Raw genomic sequence first — 18,149 nt, forward strand, 5'->3', positions numbered from 1 at the left:
ACCTGGCACATCGCCCCGACCGGTGCATGACCGCAGGGGGTATCCGGCCTGACGGCCGGACAACCCCTCACCAAGATCTTCATCGACCTTCTAGGGCGTGTTGCGAAAGTCCCGTCTGCCGTGCGACGCCGTGCACGCACGCTCGCCGCACCGGGCGAAAGCCCGAGTACATCCCGTACGAGGACTTCCGCCCGGCACGCCGGGAGCACGCACCTGACGCCGCACGGCCCGCCCTCCGGGCGAACGACGGGACTTTCGCAGCACGCCCTAGGGCCGGGCGATGCGGTGGAGCACGTTCGGGCGCAGTGGCCCTTCGGGTGCGGTGGGGTCGTCGAAGTCGCCGGCCGGGTCGCGGGTCATGCCGATCCGGCGCATCACCGCCTGCGAACGGAGGTTGGCGGTGGTGGTGACGGCGAGGATCTCGCCGAGCCCGAGCGTGTCGAAGCCGTGGGCCAGGACGGCCAGCGCGGCCTCGGTGGCATAGCCCTGCCCCCAGGCCGCGCGGGCGAGCCGCCAGCCGATCTCCACTCCCGTGAACGGCACGTCCTCGTCCACCTCGTCCAGGCCCGCGAAGCCGATGAACTCGCCCGTGGCCCGCACCTCGACCGCCCACCACCCGTAGCCCCGCCGGTCGAACTCGGCCTGGAACCTCGCCACGGAGGCGTCGCTCTGTTCACGGGTGAGCGGATCGCCCAGGTGCTCCCGCACCTCGGGATCGGCGTTCAGCGCCGCCCACGGTGCGAGGTCGGAGTCGCGCCAGGGGCGCAGGAGGAGGCGATCGGTGCGCAGTTCGGCCATGCCGCCCAGCCAAGAGGGCTTCCGCTCCCGGGGCAATCCCTTTTCTCCCGGTTCACCGGGCTGAACCGGGACGCACATGCCACTACGGCCTGGTCACCCCGATAGTCGCCTGCCTGATGGCGTTTCTCGGTTCCGTGCCGGCCCTGTGCCGCACCACCCGCTCGGCGGGCCGCCGCCGCGGTGAGAAGAGGCTGGGCCGGCTCGCCCTCGGGGCGGTCTCCCTCGGCTGCGGCATCTGGACCACGCACTTCATCGCGATGATCGGATTCAGCGTCGACGGCACGGGGGTGAGTTACGACGCGGCCCGCACGCTGCTGAGCCTCGTCGTCGCCATCGCGGTGGTGGCCTGCGGCGTCTTCCTGGTCGGCTACCGGGGTTCGGGCCCCGTCACCCTGGGCGCGGCCGGCGTCGCCACCGGTCTCGGGGTGGCGGCGAGGCACTACCTCGGCATGAGCGCGATGCACACCGGCGGGACCGTGCACTACGACGCCACGGCCGTCGCGCTGTCCGTGCTGTCCGTGGCGATCGCCGTGATCGCCGCCACCGCGGCGCCCTGGGCGGCGGTGGCGATCAGCGCGGTCCGGGCGACCGTCGGAGCCGGCCTCGTGACGGGTGCGGCCGTGTCGGCCATGCACTGCACCGGCATGGCGGCGGTGAGCGTCCACGTCCGGCAGATGCAGGCGGGCGGCCAGTCCTCGACGAGCCTGCTGTCCTTCCTCCTGGTCATGCCGGCCGGCCCGGTCATGGCCCTGGTCCTGGCCGCAGCGATCGTCATGTCCGACCCGGAGGCCGTGGGCGGCCGGCGCGACCGGAACCCGGCCGAACACCCGCAGCCCGCGGCGACCGGACCCTTCACCTCCTGACGCCAACCTGGCGGTGGTGGACCCCGCCCGACCCGTCATCCCTGAGACACCCCTGGTCAGGAGGGGGACCGGCGGTCTAACGTCCGTCCATGGCAGCCTTCGACCCCTGGGACCCGGACTTCCTCGCCGACCCGTACCCCGCCTACGCCGAGCTCCGTTCCCGGGGCCGGGTGCTGTACTACGAGCCCACCGACCAGTGGCTGGTCCCGCACCACGCCGACGTCTCGGCGCTGCTGCGGGACCGGCGGCTGGGGCGGACCTACCAGCACCGCTTCACCCACGAGGACTTCGGGCGGACCGCACCGCCGCCCGAGCACGAGCCGTTCCACACGCTCAACGACCACGGCATGCTCGACCTCGAACCCCCGGACCACACCCGCATCCGCCGCCTGGTGTCGAAGGCGTTCACCCCGCGCACGGTCGAGCGGCTCAAGCCGTACGTGGCGAAACTCGCCGGAGAGCTGGTCGACGGTCTGGTCCACGAAGGCGGCGGCGACCTGCTCGCCGACGTCGCCGAACCGCTGCCCGTCGCCGTCATCGCCGAGATGCTGGGCATCCCGGAGGCGGACCGGGCCCCGCTGCGGCCCTGGTCGGCGGACATCTGCGGAATGTACGAGCTGAACCCCTCCGAGGACACGGCCGCGAGGGCGGTCCGGGCCTCGGTGGAGTTCTCCGACTACCTGCGCGGGCTGATCGCCGAACGGCGCTCGGAGCCGGGCGAGGACCTGATCTCCGGACTGATCGCCGCACACGACGAGGGCGACCGGCTCACCGAGCAGGAGATGATCTCCACGGCCGTCCTGCTGCTGAACGCCGGCCACGAGGCGACCGTCAACGCCACGGTCAACGGCTGGTACGCCCTCTTCCGCAACCCCGCCCAGCTCGCCGCCCTGCGCGCCGACCACTCCCTGGTCCCCACCGCCGTCGAGGAGTTGATGCGCTACGACACCCCGCTCCAGCTCTTCGAACGCTGGGTGCTGGACGAGATCGAGGTCGACGGCACGACGATCCCGAAGGGCGCGGAGATCGCGATGCTCTTCGGCTCCGCCAACCACGACCCCGAGGTGTTCGGCCGTCCCGGGGAACTCGACCTCACCCGCCGCGACAACCCGCACATCTCCTTCAGCGCCGGCATCCACTACTGCATCGGCGCCCCCCTCGCCCGCATCGAGCTGGCGGCCTCCATGACGGCCCTGCTGGAGAAGGCCCCGACGCTGAGCCTGGCCGCGGAGCCGCGGCGGAAGCCGAACTTCGTGATCCGGGGCCTGGAAGGCCTGGGTGTCCGCGTCGAGTGATCAACCGTTCGGCTGATCACCGACCGATTCCGACGGCCGATCGCGACTGACGGGTCAAGCTGGTGCGTGCCTGCGCAGGGAGGCACCGTGACGGTTATGGCAGAGCGCACCCCGTCCCAGATGTCGGTCGACGTGTTCGATCGGATCGCTGAATTCGCCGAGCGCGTGGACGACACCGTCAGGCTCTACCCGTGGGGCACTTCGCGGGGCAGGGGGACTGGGCCGGTACCCCTGGGGTGCTGAAGGTCGTGGAGATCACCTCGTACGACTCGGACACCCACAACCGGGACCGGGTCGGGAAACCCCGCGCCTCGCCGAGGCGGGTATCCCGGTCTGCTTGCTCATCGACCGGGACAACCTCCCGGTCCTCGTGCACAGCGACCCGGACCCGGAGGACGGATACCGGGACATGCACGTGGTGAAGCTCGGGGGCAAGGTCACTCTCCCCGACCCCGTCGGTATCGCCCTCGACACCGAGGAAATCAAGCAGTACGTCACTTGAGAGCCTGCCGTCAGGCGGTCATGTCCCGGCGTCCCAGTCCCGCGAGGCCGCCGCCCGCCAGCAGCACGGCCAGCCCCAGCAGGATCAGCACCGGCCCCCACGCCATCTGCTCGCCCGGCAGCTTCGGCAGGTGGCCGAAGGGGGAGAGGTCCAGGACGAGGCGGGGAGCGTTCAGGGCCGGGCCCACCCAGCCGATCAGCAGGACCGCCACCGCCGCTCCCCAGGCCGCGGGCGCCAGCCGGGGCGTGACTCCGTACAGCAGCAGCGCCAGGCCGCCGATCACCCAGACCGCCGGGAGCTGGACCAGGCAGGCGCCCAGCACCGGGCCCACCTCCTTGCCGAAGCCGGCCGCGAGGCCCACTCCGGCCAGCAGCATGATCAGAGCCGAGCCGCCGAAGGCGATCACGAGGTGCCCGGCCGCCCAGCGCAGCCGTCCCACCGCGCAGGCCAGCAGGGGTTCGGCGCGGCCCGCGGTCTCCTCGCCGTGCAGCCGGAGCACGGACGACACCACGTACAGGGCCGCGACCAGGCCCAGCATGCCGGCCATCGAGGCGAGGAACGCGTCCGTGAGCGCCCCGTGCCCGCCCATCCGCTCGAAGATCTCGCGGGCGTTCTCGTTGTCCCCGACCAGGTCGGCCGCGCCCTCCGCCAGCCCGCCGAAGACCACGCCCGACAGGAAGAAGCCGAGCGACCAGCCGAGCACCGCGCCCCGCTGGAGCCGCCAGGCGAGCGCGGCCGCCGAGCCGAGGGCCCCGGTGGCCCGGCCCGGACGGGCCGGGAAGAAGCTCATCCCCAGGTCACGGCGGCCGGCCAGGACGTAGGCCACCCCGGCCTGCACCAGCACCGCGGCCGTGAACAGCGCCAGTACCCACCAGCGTTCGGCGGCGAAGGAGCGGAGATTCTCCAGCCAGCCCAGCGGCGACAGCCAGGTCAGCGGCGACGATCCGTCGGCACGGGCCGAGTCGCCCGCCGCGCGCAGCACGAAGGCAGCGCCGAGCACCGCCGCCGTGAGGCCCCGGGCCAGGCGTGCGCTCTCGGTGAGCTGGACGGCGACCGCCGCCGTCGTCGCGAAGACCATGCCGGTTCCGGCCAGGCCCAGCCCGAAGGAGAGGGCCCCGGCGATCCCCTGTCCGGCCAGGCCCGCCGTGATCAGCAGGGCCAGTACGCCGTTGGCGACGGCCGCCGCCAGCAGGGCCGCGGTCAGCGCCGCCCGGCGGCCCACCGCGCCGGACGCCAGCAGCTCGGCCCGGCCGGACTCCTCCTCCTCGCGGGTGTGGCGTACGACGACGAGCAGGCCGGTGACGGCTGCGAGGAGACCGGCGTACACACCCACCCGCCAGGCGGTCAGACCGCCGAGCGAGGTGTCGTGGAGCGGGCCGATCAGCGCCCGGAAGGAGGCGTTGGTCTGCAACTGACGGACGAGATCGGTGCGTTCGGACTCCGTGCCGTACAGGGTCTTCAGCGTGTTCGGCATGGAGAGGACCATCAGCGCGTTCACCGCGATCCAGACCGGTGTCGTCACGCGGTCGCGGCGCAGCGCGAAGCGCAGGAGCGTGCCGGTGCCGCTGAGGGTGGTCATCGGGTGACCGCCTCGTCCGCGTAGTGGCGGAGGAAGAGCTCCTCCAGGGTCGGCGGCGTGGAGGTCAGGGAACGCACGCCGGTCCGGCTCAACGAGCTGAGTACGGCTGTGAGTTGCCCGGCGTCGACCTGGAGGCGGACCCGGTGGCCCTGGACGTCGAGGCCGTGGACGCCGGGGAGGTGGGCCAGCCCGTTCGGCGGTCCGGCGAGTTCGGCGGTCACGCTGGTGCGGGTGAGGTGACGCAGGTCTGCGAGTGAACCGGACTCGACCGTACGGCCGTTGCGGATGATGCTGACGCGGTCGCAGAGTTCCTCGACCTCGCTCAGGATGTGGGAGGACAGCAGGACGGTCCGGCCGCGGTCGCGCTCCTCCGCCACGCAGCGCTGGAAGACCTCCTCCATCAGGGGGTCGAGGCCGGAGGTCGGCTCGTCCAGGATCAGCAGGTCCACGTCCGAGGCGAACGCGGCGACCAGGGCGACCTTCTGGCGGTTGCCCTTGGAGTAGGTGCGGCCCTTCTTGGTGGGGTCCAGTTCGAAGCGGTCGAGCAGATCGGCCCGGCGGCGGGCGTCGACGCCACCGCGCAGCCTGCCGTACAGGTCGATGACCTCGCCGCCCGAGAGGTTGCGCCAGAGGGCGACGTCCCCGGGGACGTAGGCGATCCTGCGGTGCACCTCCACGGCGTCCTTCCAGGGGTCGCGGCCGAGGATCTGCGTGGCGCCGGAGTCGGGGCGCAGCAGGCCGAGCAGGACCCGGATGGCGGTGGACTTCCCGGCGCCGTTCGGGCCGAGGAAGCCGTGCACCTCGCCGGCCTCGACGTCCAGGTCGAGGCCGTCCAGGGCGTGGGTGCGGCCGAAGGACTTGTGCAGCCCGGCGACCGTGATTGCCTTCGTCATGGTTCCGAACGTACGCTGACTTCAGAAATTTGTGAAGTTAAGGAAGTGCAGAAACCGCGGCTAGGGTGGTGACCATGACTAGGGATGCGACGGGACGCGACGAGGAGGCCGTCTCGAAGTTCGTCGAGAGCTTCGCGGCGCAGCTCGTCGAGGCCGGGATGCAGCGCATGCCGGCCCGGATCTTCGCGGCCCTGCTGTCGTCCGACCCGGGCACCCTGACCTCGGCGGAACTGGGGGAGCAGTTGCAGGTCAGCCCGGCGGCGGTGTCCGGCGGGGTGCGCTACCTGGCCCAGCAGCACATGGTCGCGCGCGAGCGGGAACCGGGCTCCCGGCGGGAGCGGTACCGGGTGCACAGCGACCAGTGGTACGAGGCCCTCACCAACCGGGAGACCGTGCTCAAGCGCTGGGAGGGGGCGCTGCGGGAGGGCGTGAGCAGCCTCGGCGCCGACACCCCGGCGGGGCGGCGGATGGCCGAGACACTCGCGTTCTTCGAGTTCGTGGACGGGGAGATCGCCCAGATGATGGAGCGCTGGCGGGCCCACCGGGCAGAACGGTTCGGCACCGAGCCCGTCTAGGGGCCCCGCGCGCCGGGAACTGTGCGACCGGCCTCCCGCCGGGCCGCGGGTGCACGCGCACCCGCGGGGGCGTCGCGACCGAGCCGCGGAACCGGCGCTACGAAACCCCCGGCACCGTGAGCCCCCAGGCCCCCTCGACCACCCGCCAGGTCCGCCGCCGTACCGGACCGGTCACCCCCACGTCGGCCCGGTACCGGAAGTCCGCGCCCGTCACCGTCACCGTCCGCCCGGCGGCCCGTACCGGCGTCGCCTCCGCGCCCACCGACAGCGGCCGTACCTCCACCTCGGCCAGCCCGTCGCGGCCGCCCGGGATCACCGAGATCCCCTCCACCGGCTGGTCTAGGTCCACCACCGTCAGCCCGTCGACCTCGACCCGCAGCCGCGCGGGTCCGGGACGGGTCTCGGCCGGGGCCGGGCGGGCGGACAGAGACCGTACGAGGGTCTGGTACGGACGCAGCCACCCCCGGGCCGGGACCGGCTCCGCCGCCGCTGCCGCCGTCGCCGGCGGCGGGATCCGCAGCGCGCCCAGCACCACCCCGTCGCTGTCGTCGACCAGGAGATCCAGGCGGCGCTCCACGCCGTCCAGGACGGCCCGCGCCGCCGCCACCGCACCGGTGGGCACCCCCAGCGCGTGCGCGACGCCCAGCGCACCCCCCACCGGGACCACGGACAGCACACATCCGGCCAGCTCCCGCTGCCGGTGCAGAAAGGTCACCGCACGGATCAGCGCACCGTCGTCGCCCACCACCACCGGCCGCCGGGACCCCCTCCGGGCCAGCACCCGGGCAAATTCCTCGGGACTGTCCGGCAGACACACCTTCGTGGTCGCACCCGCGCTGAGCACGTCTTTCGCGATCCGGACGGACTCACCGTCCGTCTGCCGTGCCGCCGGATCGATGATCACCAGCAGCTGATCGGACCGCGCGAATGTCGCCACCTCGGTCGTGCCTCGCTTCCTCGGGTAGCATCACTGTGCAAGAGCCCCTTGCGCTGTTGCGCCAGGGGCTTCGTCTATTCCGGGGCATCCGGTCCGACGGTTGTGCGGCCAACGACGGTCGCGGTGGTACGCGGCGACGAACCTTACGCGTACGCCCCTGACCTTGGACATGCCCCGCCCGGAAGGGGTGTACGCGCGTGCCCGCACTTGTGCTGCTCGGTGCTCAGTGGGGTGACGAAGGCAAGGGAAAGGCGACGGATCTGCTAGGCGGCTCCGTCGACTACGTGGTGCGATACCAGGGTGGCAACAACGCCGGCCACACGGTCGTCGTCGGCGACCAGAAGTATGCGCTCCACCTCCTCCCTTCCGGAATCCTCTCGCCTACGTGTGTTCCGGTCATCGGCAACGGCGTCGTCGTCGACCCCTCGGTCCTGCTCTCCGAGCTGAGCGGTCTGAACGAGCGCGGCGTCGACACGTCCAAGCTCATGATCAGCGGTAACGCGCACATCATCACGCCGTACAACGTGACCGTCGACAAGGTGACGGAACGCTTCCTCGGCAAGCGGAAGATCGGTACGACGGGGCGCGGCATCGGCCCGACCTACGCGGACAAGATCAACCGCGTCGGCATCCGGGTCCAGGACCTCTACGACGAGTCGATCCTGACCCAGAAGGTCGAGGCGGCCCTCGACGTCAAGAACCAGGTCCTCACCAAGCTCTACAACCGGCGCGCGATCGCCGTCGACCAGGTCGTCGAGGAACTGCTGACCTACGCGGACAAGCTCGCCCCGTACGTCGCCGACACGGTCCTGGTCCTCAACCAGGCCCTGGAGGAGGACAAGGTCGTCCTGTTCGAGGGCGGCCAGGGCACGCTGCTGGACATCGACCACGGCACGTACCCCTTCGTCACCTCGTCCAACCCGACGGCCGGCGGCGCCTGCACCGGCTCCGGCGTGGGCCCGACGAAGATCAGCCGGGTCATCGGCATCCTCAAGGCCTACACGACCCGCGTCGGCGCCGGCCCGTTCCCGACCGAGCTGTTCGACGAGGACGGCGAGGCGCTGCGCCGGATCGGCGGCGAGCGCGGTGTCACCACCGGCCGGGATCGCCGCTGCGGCTGGTTCGACGCGGTGATCGCCCGCTACGCGACCCGCGTGAACGGCCTGACCGACTTCTTCCTCACCAAGCTGGACGTCCTCACCGGCTGGGAGCAGATCCCGGTCTGTGTCGCGTACGAGATCGACGGCAAGCGCGTCGAGGAACTGCCCTACTCGCAGACCGACTTCCACCACGCGAAGCCGGTCTACGAGACCCTGCCCGGCTGGTCCGAGGACATCACCAAGGCCAAGACCTTCGCGGACCTGCCGAAGAACGCGCAGGCGTACGTGAAGGCCCTGGAGGAGATGTCCGGCGCCCCGATCTCCGCGATCGGCGTGGGCCCGGGCCGCAACGAGACGATCGAGATCAATTCATTCCTGTAGGCCGCCGGTTCACAGCGCCTCTTGGGCCGGTCTTGGGAATCCTTGACCGGCCCTTGGGTCATCCGTGGTTACGCCGGTAACGGTCGGAGGTCAGCATCTACGCGGGTAGCCCGCCGCCTCCCGCACGCAACTTCCGTCCGTATCGCCCTTCCAGGAGCCCTGAATGCCCGTCAATCCCATGAACCGCCGCGAGTTCGTGCAGAAGTCGGCCGTCACCGGAGCGGCCGTGGCCGTCGCGGGAACCGTCGGAACCGGCACCGCCGAGGCCGCCGAGCGCGGCCACGCCAAGCCCCCGAAGGCGCCGAAGACCTGGAGCTTCTCCATCCTGGGCACCACCGACCTGCACAGCCACGTCTTCAACTGGGACTACTACACCAACGCGGCGCCGGTGGACGCCAAGGGCAACACGTACGGCATCGCGCGCATAGCCACCCTGGTGAAGAACCTCCGCAAGGAGAAGGGCGAGGGCCGGGTCCTCCTCGTCGACGCCGGCGACATCATCCAGGGCACCTCCCTCGCCTCGTACTACGCGAGCGTCGACCCGATCACCGGCAAGAACGGCAAGCGCGGCCCCAAGCACCCCATGGCGGTCGCCATGAACGAGATGCGCTACGACGCGGCCGCCCTCGGCAACCACGAGTTCAACTACGGCATCGAGACCGTCCGCACCTTCGAGAAGCAGTGCGACTTCCCGCTGCTCGGCGCCAACGCCCTGGACGCCAGGACGCTCAGGCCCGCCTTCCGGCCCTACACCGTCAAGCACATCAAGGTCCCGCACGGCCCGGACATCAAGGTCGGCATCCTCGGCCTCACCAACCCGGGCATCGCCCTGTGGGACAAGGACAACGTCTCCGGGAAGATGGCCTTCACGGGCCTGGTCGAGCAGGCGAAGAAGTACGTGCCGCGGCTGCGCGCCCTCGGCTGTGACGTCGTCTTCCTCACCGACCACTCGGGCCTGGACGGCTCGACCTCGTGGGGCGACGAACTCCCCTACGTGGAGAACGCGTCGAACCTGGTCGCCGAGCAGGTGCCCGGCATCGACGCGATCCTCGTCGGCCACACCCACGTCGACGTCCCGACGTACACGGTGAAGAACGCGGAGACGGGCGAGGACGTGCTGCTCTCCGAGCCGTACTGCTACGGCTACCGCCTCTCCGTCTTCGACTTCGAGCTGGAGCACGTGCGCGGCTCCTGGAAGATCACCAAGAAGACCGCCACCACCCTGAACAGCAACACGGTCGCCGAGGACCCGCGGATCACCGAACTCCTCACCGCCGACCACGAGCTGGTGGTCAAGTACGTCAACACCGCGATCGGCACCAGCACCGTGGCGATGTCGACGGCGGAGGCCTGCTGGAAGGACGTCCCCGCCATCGACTTCATCCAGCAGGTCCAGATGGACGCGGTGAAGGCGGGCCTGTCGGCGGCGGACGCCGCGCTCCCGCTGATCTCGGTGGCCGCCTGCTTCAGCCGGACGGCCACCATCCCGGCCGGCGACGTGACGATCCGCGACGTGGCGGGCCTGTACGTCTACGAGAACACCCTGTACGGCAAGAAGCTCACCGGCGCCCAGGTCAAGGACTACCTGGAGTACGCGGCGAAGTACTACCACCAGGTGCCGGCGGGCACGGCGGTGGACACCGCCACCCTCACCAACGCCAACAGCTTCTGGGACTACATGTACGACATGGCGACGGGCGTCGACTACGAGATCGACATCGCGGCCGCCGAGGGCTCGCGCATCAAGAACCTGACCTACAACGGCACCGCGGTCGCCGACGACCAGGTCTTCGTCGTCGCCGTCAACAACTACCGCGCCAACGGCGGCTCCGGCTACCCGCACATCGCCGCCGCCGAGATCGCCTACAGCTCCACCAACCAGGTCCGCGACCTGATGGTCGCCTACGCCACGGCGAAGGGCACCATCGACCCGTCGACGTTCGCGGCGACCAACTGGAAGCTGACGCAGGGCGGGACGCCCGTCTTCGCGTAGCCCGGTGCGGGGGGCGAGTTCACCGGGTCCGGCGAACTCGCCCCCGCGCGTCAGCCCGGTCGCCTCACCGTGCCGTTCCGGCCGGTTCGCAGAGCCGGGTCGCGACCTGGACGAGACCGGCGACCGCTCGGGAGCGGCTGTGGGGTGGCCAGGCGATCACGGTCGTGACCGGCGGCGCGTCCGGCACCGGTACGGCGGCCAGGTCCTCGCGCAGTTGGGACCGGACCGACTCCGGCACGACACAGCAGGCGCGGCCCAGCGCGACCAGCTGGTACAGCTGGGCCTGGTCCCGGACCTCCGGACCGGGCCCCTCCGGGTACCTGCCGTCGCGGCCCCGCCATCGCGCCAGGGGCAGGTCGGCCAGTTCGGTGACATCGGTCATCCGCACCTGGTCGCCGGCGGTGAGCGCGTGCCCGGCCGGCACCACCACGACCTGACTCTCCGTCTGCAGTTCCTCGGTGTCGAACCCCGCCGTGCTGTCGAACGGCAGGTGCAGCAGGGCCACGTCGGCCCTGCCGTCGCGCAGCATGCGTTCCTGCTCGCCGACCCCGCACAGCAGCAGGTCGACGGTGACCGCACCGGGTTCGGCGGCGTAGGCGTCGAGCAGCTTCGCCAGCAGGTCGCCGGACGCGCCCGCCTTCGTGGCGAGGACCACACCGGCCTGGCCGTGCGCCGCGAGGGCCGCACGCCGGGTGCGCTGCTCGGCGGCCTCGACGGCGTCCAGCGCCGCCCGTGCCTCCCGCAGCAGCACCGAACCGGCCTCGGTCAGGGCGACCGCACGGCTGGTGCGCTCCAGCAGGGCCGCCCCCAGCCGTCGTTCCAGCTGACGGATGGCCCGCGACAACGGTGGCTGCGCGATGCCGAGCCGCCGCGCCGCCTTCCCGAAGTGCAGTTCCTCGGCGACGGCCACGAAGTACCGCAATTCGCGTGTCTCCACGCCCTCCATGCTACCGATCCGACCGGGATCGATACCTGTGCGGTATCGCCGCGCACCCGATCGGTGTTGGCCCGGCCTGCCCGGTCCGCGCCAGGATCGACGACATGACCGAAGACATGACCGAAGACCTGACCGAGCAGAAGACCGCGCTGGTGACCGGCGCGAACAAGGGCATCGGATACGAGATCGCGGCCGGCCTGGGCGCCCTCGGCTGGAGCGTCGGCGTCGGGGCCCGGGACGCGGAGCGCCGGGAGGCCGCCGTCGCGAAGCTGCGCGCGGCGGGGGTCGACGCGTTCGGCGTGCCGCTCGACGTGACCGACGACGCGAGCGTGACCGCCGCGGCCGGGCTGGTGGAGGACCGCGCGGGACGCCTCGACGCACTCGTCAACAACGCCGGCATCACCGGCAGCGCGCCGCAGGCGCCCACGACCGTCGACGTCGCGACGGTACGGGCCGTCGTGGAGACCAACGTCATCGGCGTCATCCGCGTCACCAACGCGATGCTCCCGCTGCTGCGCCGCTCGCCGTCCCCGCGGATCGTCAACGTCTCCAGCAGCGTCGGCTCCCTCACCCGGCAGTCCGCGCCCGGCGCCGACATGGGACCGATCGCCGTCGCCTACTCGCCGTCCAAGACGTTCCTCAACGGCGTCACCGTCCAGTACGCCAGGGAACTGCAGGACACGAACATCCTGATCAACGCCGCGTGCCCCGGCTACTGCGCGACCGACCTCAACGGCTTCCGGGGCGTCCGCACACCGCAGCAGGGCGCGGCCACCGCGATCCGCCTCGCGACCCTGCCGGACGGCGGCCCCACCGGCGGCTTCTTCGAGGACGACGGGGTGGTTCCCTGGTGACCCGCTCGGTGGCACGGGCTCAGCGCTGTTGAGCAGCCGTACTCAGGCGGGGGCGTGCGGGCGGGAGTGAGATGGAAGACATGAGCTTTCCGCCGCCGCCCTGTCCGCCGCCGTACCCGCCGTCGTACGGCCCCGCGGTCCCGCCGGGGCGGACCCGGCCGGGCGGGACCCTCGGAGCGGTCTTCGCCGTGGTGGCCGGGCTGCTGCTCGCGGTCGCCGTGACCGTGAACGGGCTGTTGTTCTTCGGTATGGCCTTCGCCGGTGACAGCTGCGGCACCTCGGCCGGGACCCAGCGGTTCTGCGACGACTCCGGTGTGTGGATGCTCGTCGCGATGTTCGGACCGTCGGTCGCGCTGGCCGCCGCGGCGGTCACGGTCGTCCTCGGGGCGGTGTGGGTCCGGCGGCCGTGGACCGCTCTGGTACTGGGCGTGCCGATCTACGCGGCCGGGCCCGCGCTCGCCCTGTTCAGCGTGTTCGGCTAGACGGCACCGGGGTCACGCGCCGACGGCGCGGCTGTTGCGTGCCGTGCTTCAGTCCACGGAGTGAAATGTGTGAACTAGAGCCCAGGAAAAGGGCGTTCCGGCTTGCGCGTGCCACTCTGCGTGGCCCTGAAGTCACGATCAACAGATCGCCCCCGCGGTGCGCCGACACCCGGGGGCTCGACACCGGGAGCCACCACTGCGATGCGCGTTCATCGTACGGCGCCCGTGCGCGCCTTCGCAGCCTTCGCCAACTCCCGTTTCGGGGACGGTCGTCTGTCCTGGGCGGCCGCGGGCGTGCTGGCGTACCTCCTGAGTCTTCCGAGCGGCCCGTGGATCACGGAGCGCATCCTCGCGGCGCGGCGCCGGGAAGGGTGCATGACGGTCGTCGCCTCCCTGCGCGAGCTGGAGGAACGGGGTTATCTGCGGCGGGTGGTGCGACGGGACCCGGTGACACGGCAGTACTCGACGACCTGCGAGGTGTTCGATAGGCCGTGCGAACTCGGGCCACCAATGGGTGAACTGCGGAAAGTTCACCCGGCGGCTGCGTCCAGAACCGGAGAGGGAACGTCGATGACTGTCCTGCTCGACCGGCCCGAGACGGTATACCGGAGGTATACGTGCATCATGGCTGACACCACCGTCAAGGTCGCCCCCGCTGTTCGCGACCGCCTCACGGTGCTCGCCCGAGAGCGTGGGATGACCACTGCCTGGCCGCCGCCGACGCCATGCGCAAGAGCGTCGCGGAGCACATCAACGCCCTTCCCGCCGTCGAGACCGAGGAGTTGGACTTCGCCGGCGCCTGCACGGTCGGCGCACTGTTGCGTGACGGCGTGCAATGGCGGCTCGGGCACGCGGTCCATCTGCCCCGGCCGACGGTCGACTGGCCCGACGGGCGTCACGCGGTGACCGTCGAGCCCGACCTCTACGCCGACGTGCCCCTCGTCCGCACGATCAGGCTGCCGCACCAGCGGTGACCGCACACCGGGCGGGGCGTCTGTGCGCCGGGCGCCCCCGCCCGTCAGCTGAACACGATCATCGAACCCTGGGCCAGGCTGCGCGTCGCGGCGGCGTGCAGGCCCAGCCAGACGTGCCGTTCCCGGGCGAACGGGCTCGGGTCGTAGGGCGCCGGGACGGCCGGCTCCTCCAGGTCGGTCGGTGCGGACGGAGCCTGCGGGGCGGCCGGCGGGTTCGCCGGGTCGATGCCGATCGACGGGGCCACGTACTCCAGCTCGCGCAGCAGGCTCTGCGAGGAGCCCAGCGGGCCGCCGCTCGCGAGGAGCTCGTCGCTGGAGAGCGGGTTCGGGAAGTCGAGCGGGACGTACGCGCCCGCGTGGTCGTAGTGCCAGACGAGGTGCGACTGCTGGGCCGTCGACTCGAACATCTCCAGGAGCTGCTCGTAGTCGCCGCCCAGGTCGTCCACCGGGGCGACGGGCAGGCCGCAGACCTGGAGGAGATAGGCGCGGCGCAGGAAGTGGAGCGCGTCGTAGTCGAAGCCGGCCACGGGCGCGACCTCGCCGGACAGTCCCGGCATGTACTGGTACACCGGCACCGGGGGCAGCCCGGCCTCGGCGAGCACCTTGTTGTATTGCGCGAGTTCCTCGGCGAACGGGTTGTCGGGCGTGTGGCACAACACGTCGACGAGCGGTACCAGCCAGAGGTCACAGGCCAAAGAGGGCTCCTCGTATCGGCGCGATATCTGCGCGTTCACGGCAAGTGTTCAGCTAGGTGGTCAGGGAAGAGTAATCGGTGCGGCGCCGGTCAGCGCCCCTCGTGCAGGTCCCATACCCAGACCCCACCGGTCCACCTGGCGGGTTTTCCGGTCAGAGCCTGCACCGCCTGGCGCAGCTTGTCGTCGTTGGGCTGCGGCGCGACCACCAGAACGCCCGCCTTCCAGTACGCGAAGTCCTTCGCCGCCTGCGCCCGCCAGTTCTTGCCGATCACCGGCACCTTGCCGCTGTACCGGACGTCACGCAGCAGGGTGGAGGTGTAGCGGGGGACGGCACCGTAGATGCCGATGCGGTCCTCGCCGTAGGGGCCGTTGAAGTATCCGCCGGGGAGCTTGAAGCCGAGGTCCGCCGACGTCTGCCAGTGCAGCGCCTCCGCGGACCCGGGATCGGGGAGCGGGAGCGGGACGAGGGACTCGCCCTTGCCGACGTACGACTTCCACATCCCGCTCGTGACGAACTCCGGGACCGGCGTCCGCGGCACGGACTTGAGGGGGGCGGGGACGATCGGGAGCAGCGCGAGCGCGATGGCGAGCAGGCCGAAGTACTGGGTGCCGACCCGGCGGGCGCCCAGCACCCTTTCGAGGGCGAGCGCGAGCAGCACGCCCAGCGCCGGGGCGCAGATCATCGCCACCCGGCCCTCGATCACCGACTCGAAGAGCGGCAGCTTCCGCACCAGCGCCCAGGGGCCCGGATACACCGTGTCCGTCAGCGGGATCCGGATCTTCGGGCCCAAGGACAGGACCGCCGCGGCCAGGGACGTGAACGCCAGCGCCCTGACCAGGGGCCGCGACCACAGCCGTACCACGACCGCGAAGGCGAGCAGGACCAGCGGCCAGCCGTAGAAGGCGTTCTGCTCGGTGGGGTTGAGGGACAGCTCGTTGGCGCGGCCCGCGTCCCCGAAGAGCATCGAGCGTTCGGAGAAGGCGAGGAGCGAGAGCGGGCTGTTTCCCGCGTTGTCGCCGTGCAGGACGCTGTGGTAGCTCTGCGCGCCGCTGAACTGCCAGTACAGGGGGTAGGCCACGAGCGGGAGGCAGACCGCGCCCGCGATCAGCAGGCCCTTGCCCAGGGGACGCCAGGACTCCTTCGCCACCTGCGGTCGTACGGCCGCGTAGGCGGCGGCGAACAGGACCATGCCCAGCGCCGCGAGCAGGAACGGCTCCTCGCCCAGGAAGACCTGGTAGGCCGCCATCAGGCCGAGCACGACCCCGTCCCGCCGGACGCGGGTGCCCGCGGCCAGGCGCAGGGCGCGGTCGATGATCAGCGGGATCATGAACAGGATCACGAAGTTGGGGTGCGCGTTGGCGTGGCTGACCATCGGCGGCGCGAAGGCCGCGAGGGCCGCGCCGAGGAAGGCGGCACCCCGGTGCCGTACCACCCGCTTCACGATCAGCCAGTACCAGGCGACGGCGGTCGCGGCCAGGCCCACCGCCATGCAGACGGAGAGCGAGACGGCCGGTCCGGCGAGCAGCGTGAGCGGGGCGAACGGGACGGAGACGCCCAGCATGACCGTGTTGGCCATCAGGTTGACGCCGTCGGGGAAGTTCTGGAGGTCGGAGAAGAACGGGTTGCGCAGGTGCGCCAGGTTGTCCGCGGTCACCGCGAAGAACCACTCCCACTGGTTCTGGTCCTGGAGGGAGTCGACGAGATAGCGGTGGCCCGGGTCGAAGAAGCGGCCCGAGTAGAGCGCGACCGACAGGGCCAGGAAGAGCACCGGGACCAGCAGGTCGACCGGGCGCAGCCGGCGCAGCCGGAGCCGGGCCAGGTCGGCGAGGACCTTCGGGTAGGCCAGCGGGCCGACCTTGGAGCCCGGCTGGTGGCTCCAGCGGACCGGCACCTCGGCGATGGAGCCGCCCTCGCGGTGCAGGTGCTGCAGGACCTCGACGTCGATGCCCCAGCCGTCCAGACGGGAGTCGGCGAAGGCCTCCCGGGCCCGGTCGCCGTCGAACAGCTTGAAACCGCACTGGGTGTCCTTGATGCCGGGCACCGCGGTGGCCCGTATCAGCAGGTTCCCGGCACGGCCGAGCAGCTCGCGCAGCCGGTGCTGGTGGTCGGATATCTCCGCGCCCGGTACCGCGCGCGAGCCGATCGCGGCCGCGTTTCCCTCGCTGAGCGCCTTGTCGAGCCGCTCCAGCTCCTCGATCGGGGCCGCGAGGTCGGCGTCGGTGACCAGCACCCGGCGGCCGGTGCTGGCGGCGACCCCGAGGCGCAGGGCGTTGCCCTTGCCACGGTTGCGGTCGCCGGTGACCAGGCGGACGCACGGATGCCCTAAGGCGGCGACCTCGCGCGTGCCGTCGGTGGAACCGTCGTCGGAGACGATCACTTCCCAGGTGCCGAAACGGGACTCGTTGTCGGCGAGGTACCGGGTGACGGCGTCGAGCGTCGGGCCGAGCCGTGCCTCCTCGTTGTACGCGGGAACGACCACGGACAGGTCGACGGTCTCCGAGGGCGCGGTCATCCGTTCTCCGACAGACGCTCGATGAGGGCGAGGGAGTGTGCGTTGTACGCGGTGACGATCCCCCGGGCGGCCTCGGTGTCCCGCCGGGACAGCGCGTCGACCAACTCGGTGTGCCGGGACCACAGGTACCCGCGCAGATCGGGCAGCCGGCGCAGGTGCCGCACCGCGCACACCCAGGACTGCACGCGCAGCCGGTGCAGGAAGTCGCCGAGGTAGGGGTTGCCGAACAGGGTGGACAGCTCGCGCCAGAAGCGCAGGTCGTAGCCGATCAGCACGGAGAGGTCGCCGGCGGTCGCGGCCCGCTGGGCCTCCTCGCCGCGCCGGCGGACCGCCGCCAGGGCGGCCGCGACCCGCGGCTCGCCGGGGTCCCTGAAGGCGGGGTGACGGCCTTCGTCGAGGGCGTGGAACATACCGTCGACGACCAGGCTGCGGGCCTCGATCATGTTTTGGTAGTCGGTGAGGGTGTACTCCGGGACCCGGAAACCGCGGTGCTGGTCGGCTTCGAGGATGCCCTGCGCGGACAGGTCGACCAGGGCCTCGCGGACCGGCGTGGCGGAGACCCCGTACTGGTCGGCGATCTCCTTGACCGTGAACTCCCGGCCCGGCTGGAGGCGCCCGGCGAGCACCTCGTCACGGAGCGCGTCCGCGATCTGCTGGCGCAGGGTACTGCGGGTCACAGCGCCGTTGCCCGGCATGGTCGGGTGCCTCTCCTCACGCGTTCGGGTGACGTGCTCGCTTACGTGTACATCTACGAGCACGCCACCTTACGCGTTCCCCC

The 18,149-nt window shown here is 71.4% G+C and carries 17 protein-coding genes; 9 read left to right on the forward strand and 8 right to left on the reverse strand.

Annotated features, from left to right (window positions below):
• Nucleotides 1-267: 267 nt before the first annotated feature.
• Complete coding sequence (locus ACZ4O3_RS30790) at nt 268-798, reverse strand: GNAT family N-acetyltransferase (RefSeq protein ID WP_467725332.1); 531 nt, start codon at nt 796-798, stop codon at nt 268-270.
• 116 nt (nt 799-914) lie between these two features.
• Between ACZ4O3_RS30790 and ACZ4O3_RS30795 the strand changes: the two genes are divergently transcribed.
• The 3 genes from ACZ4O3_RS30795 (at nt 915) to ACZ4O3_RS30805 (ending at nt 3,458) form a co-directional block, all read left to right on the forward strand.
• The gene (locus ACZ4O3_RS30795) at nt 915-1,661 is read left to right on the forward strand and encodes an MHYT domain-containing protein (RefSeq protein WP_467725334.1); all 747 of its coding nucleotides are present in this window, start codon (nt 915-917) and stop codon (nt 1,659-1,661) included.
• 89 nt (nt 1,662-1,750) lie between these two features.
• The gene (locus ACZ4O3_RS30800; protein ID WP_467725335.1) at nt 1,751-2,956 is read left to right on the forward strand and encodes a cytochrome P450; all 1,206 of its coding nucleotides are present in this window, start codon (nt 1,751-1,753) and stop codon (nt 2,954-2,956) included.
• A gap of 337 nt (nt 2,957-3,293) precedes the next feature.
• Nucleotides 3,294-3,458, forward strand: coding sequence for a hypothetical protein (locus tag ACZ4O3_RS30805; protein WP_467725337.1), 165 nt, complete (start codon nt 3,294-3,296; stop codon nt 3,456-3,458).
• A 10-nt stretch (nt 3,459-3,468) separates the two neighbouring features.
• Here ACZ4O3_RS30805 and ACZ4O3_RS30810 read toward each other — a convergent pair whose 3' ends face one another.
• Together ACZ4O3_RS30810 and ACZ4O3_RS30815 are read right to left on the reverse strand one after the other, a co-directional pair.
• Nucleotides 3,469-5,037 carry an ABC transporter permease gene (locus ACZ4O3_RS30810; RefSeq protein ID WP_467725339.1) on the reverse strand — a complete coding sequence of 523 codons (1,569 nt, stop codon included), beginning with the start codon at nt 5,035-5,037 and terminating at the stop codon, nt 3,469-3,471.
• Nucleotides 5,034-5,930 (reverse strand): ABC transporter ATP-binding protein, encoded by an 897-nt coding sequence (locus ACZ4O3_RS30815; protein WP_362731826.1) that lies wholly within the window; start codon nt 5,928-5,930, stop codon nt 5,034-5,036. Before ACZ4O3_RS30815 ends, ACZ4O3_RS30810 begins: the two co-directional genes overlap by 4 nt.
• A gap of 74 nt (nt 5,931-6,004) precedes the next feature.
• Between ACZ4O3_RS30815 and ACZ4O3_RS30820 the strand changes: the two genes are divergently transcribed.
• On the forward strand, nt 6,005-6,505 hold the full coding sequence (locus ACZ4O3_RS30820) for a GbsR/MarR family transcriptional regulator (protein WP_362731824.1): 501 nt from the start codon (nt 6,005-6,007) through the stop codon (nt 6,503-6,505).
• 97 nt (nt 6,506-6,602) lie between these two features.
• Here ACZ4O3_RS30820 and ACZ4O3_RS30825 read toward each other — a convergent pair whose 3' ends face one another.
• On the reverse strand, nt 6,603-7,442 hold the full coding sequence (locus tag ACZ4O3_RS30825) for a diacylglycerol kinase family protein (protein WP_467725341.1): 840 nt from the start codon (nt 7,440-7,442) through the stop codon (nt 6,603-6,605).
• Between the two features lie 197 nt (nt 7,443-7,639).
• Between ACZ4O3_RS30825 and ACZ4O3_RS30830 the strand changes: the two genes are divergently transcribed.
• Both ACZ4O3_RS30830 and ACZ4O3_RS30835 read left to right on the forward strand, forming a co-directional pair.
• Nucleotides 7,640-8,923 (forward strand): adenylosuccinate synthase, encoded by a 1,284-nt coding sequence (locus tag ACZ4O3_RS30830; protein WP_362728012.1) that lies wholly within the window; start codon nt 7,640-7,642, stop codon nt 8,921-8,923.
• A 163-nt stretch (nt 8,924-9,086) separates the two neighbouring features.
• The gene (locus tag ACZ4O3_RS30835) at nt 9,087-10,916 is read left to right on the forward strand and encodes a bifunctional metallophosphatase/5'-nucleotidase (protein ID WP_362728014.1); all 1,830 of its coding nucleotides are present in this window, start codon (nt 9,087-9,089) and stop codon (nt 10,914-10,916) included.
• Between the two features lie 64 nt (nt 10,917-10,980).
• On the opposite strand, the gene ACZ4O3_RS30840 is transcribed toward ACZ4O3_RS30835, so the two are convergent.
• Nucleotides 10,981-11,853 (reverse strand): LysR family transcriptional regulator, encoded by an 873-nt coding sequence (locus ACZ4O3_RS30840; RefSeq protein WP_467725342.1) that lies wholly within the window; start codon nt 11,851-11,853, stop codon nt 10,981-10,983.
• Between the two features lie 104 nt (nt 11,854-11,957).
• Between ACZ4O3_RS30840 and ACZ4O3_RS30845 the strand changes: the two genes are divergently transcribed.
• The 3 genes from ACZ4O3_RS30845 to ACZ4O3_RS30855 all read left to right on the forward strand — a co-directional run bounded on the left by ACZ4O3_RS30845 (nt 11,958) and on the right by ACZ4O3_RS30855 (nt 14,163).
• On the forward strand, nt 11,958-12,707 hold the full coding sequence (locus ACZ4O3_RS30845; protein ID WP_467725343.1) for an SDR family oxidoreductase: 750 nt from the start codon (nt 11,958-11,960) through the stop codon (nt 12,705-12,707).
• 80 nt (nt 12,708-12,787) lie between these two features.
• Entirely contained in the window at nt 12,788-13,189 is a 402-nt protein-coding gene (locus tag ACZ4O3_RS30850) for a hypothetical protein (RefSeq protein WP_362721824.1), read from the forward strand.
• A 725-nt stretch (nt 13,190-13,914) separates the two neighbouring features.
• On the forward strand, nt 13,915-14,163 hold the full coding sequence (locus ACZ4O3_RS30855; RefSeq protein ID WP_362721826.1) for a PIN domain-containing protein: 249 nt from the start codon (nt 13,915-13,917) through the stop codon (nt 14,161-14,163).
• Nucleotides 14,164-14,207: 44 nt separating this feature from the next.
• Here ACZ4O3_RS30855 and ACZ4O3_RS30860 read toward each other — a convergent pair whose 3' ends face one another.
• The 3 genes from ACZ4O3_RS30860 to ACZ4O3_RS30870 all read right to left on the reverse strand — a co-directional run bounded on the left by ACZ4O3_RS30860 (nt 14,208) and on the right by ACZ4O3_RS30870 (nt 18,066).
• Nucleotides 14,208-14,858, reverse strand: coding sequence for a hypothetical protein (locus tag ACZ4O3_RS30860; protein ID WP_362721829.1), 651 nt, complete (start codon nt 14,856-14,858; stop codon nt 14,208-14,210).
• An 89-nt stretch (nt 14,859-14,947) separates the two neighbouring features.
• Nucleotides 14,948-17,371 (reverse strand): dolichyl-phosphate beta-glucosyltransferase, encoded by a 2,424-nt coding sequence (locus ACZ4O3_RS30865; protein WP_362721832.1) that lies wholly within the window; start codon nt 17,369-17,371, stop codon nt 14,948-14,950.
• On the reverse strand, nt 17,368-18,066 hold the full coding sequence (locus ACZ4O3_RS30870) for a GntR family transcriptional regulator (RefSeq protein WP_467725345.1): 699 nt from the start codon (nt 18,064-18,066) through the stop codon (nt 17,368-17,370). Before ACZ4O3_RS30870 ends, ACZ4O3_RS30865 begins: the two co-directional genes overlap by 4 nt.
• Nucleotides 18,067-18,149 lie beyond the last annotated feature (83 nt).

Source organism: Streptomyces sp. NPDC026515 (genome assembly GCF_055567595.1).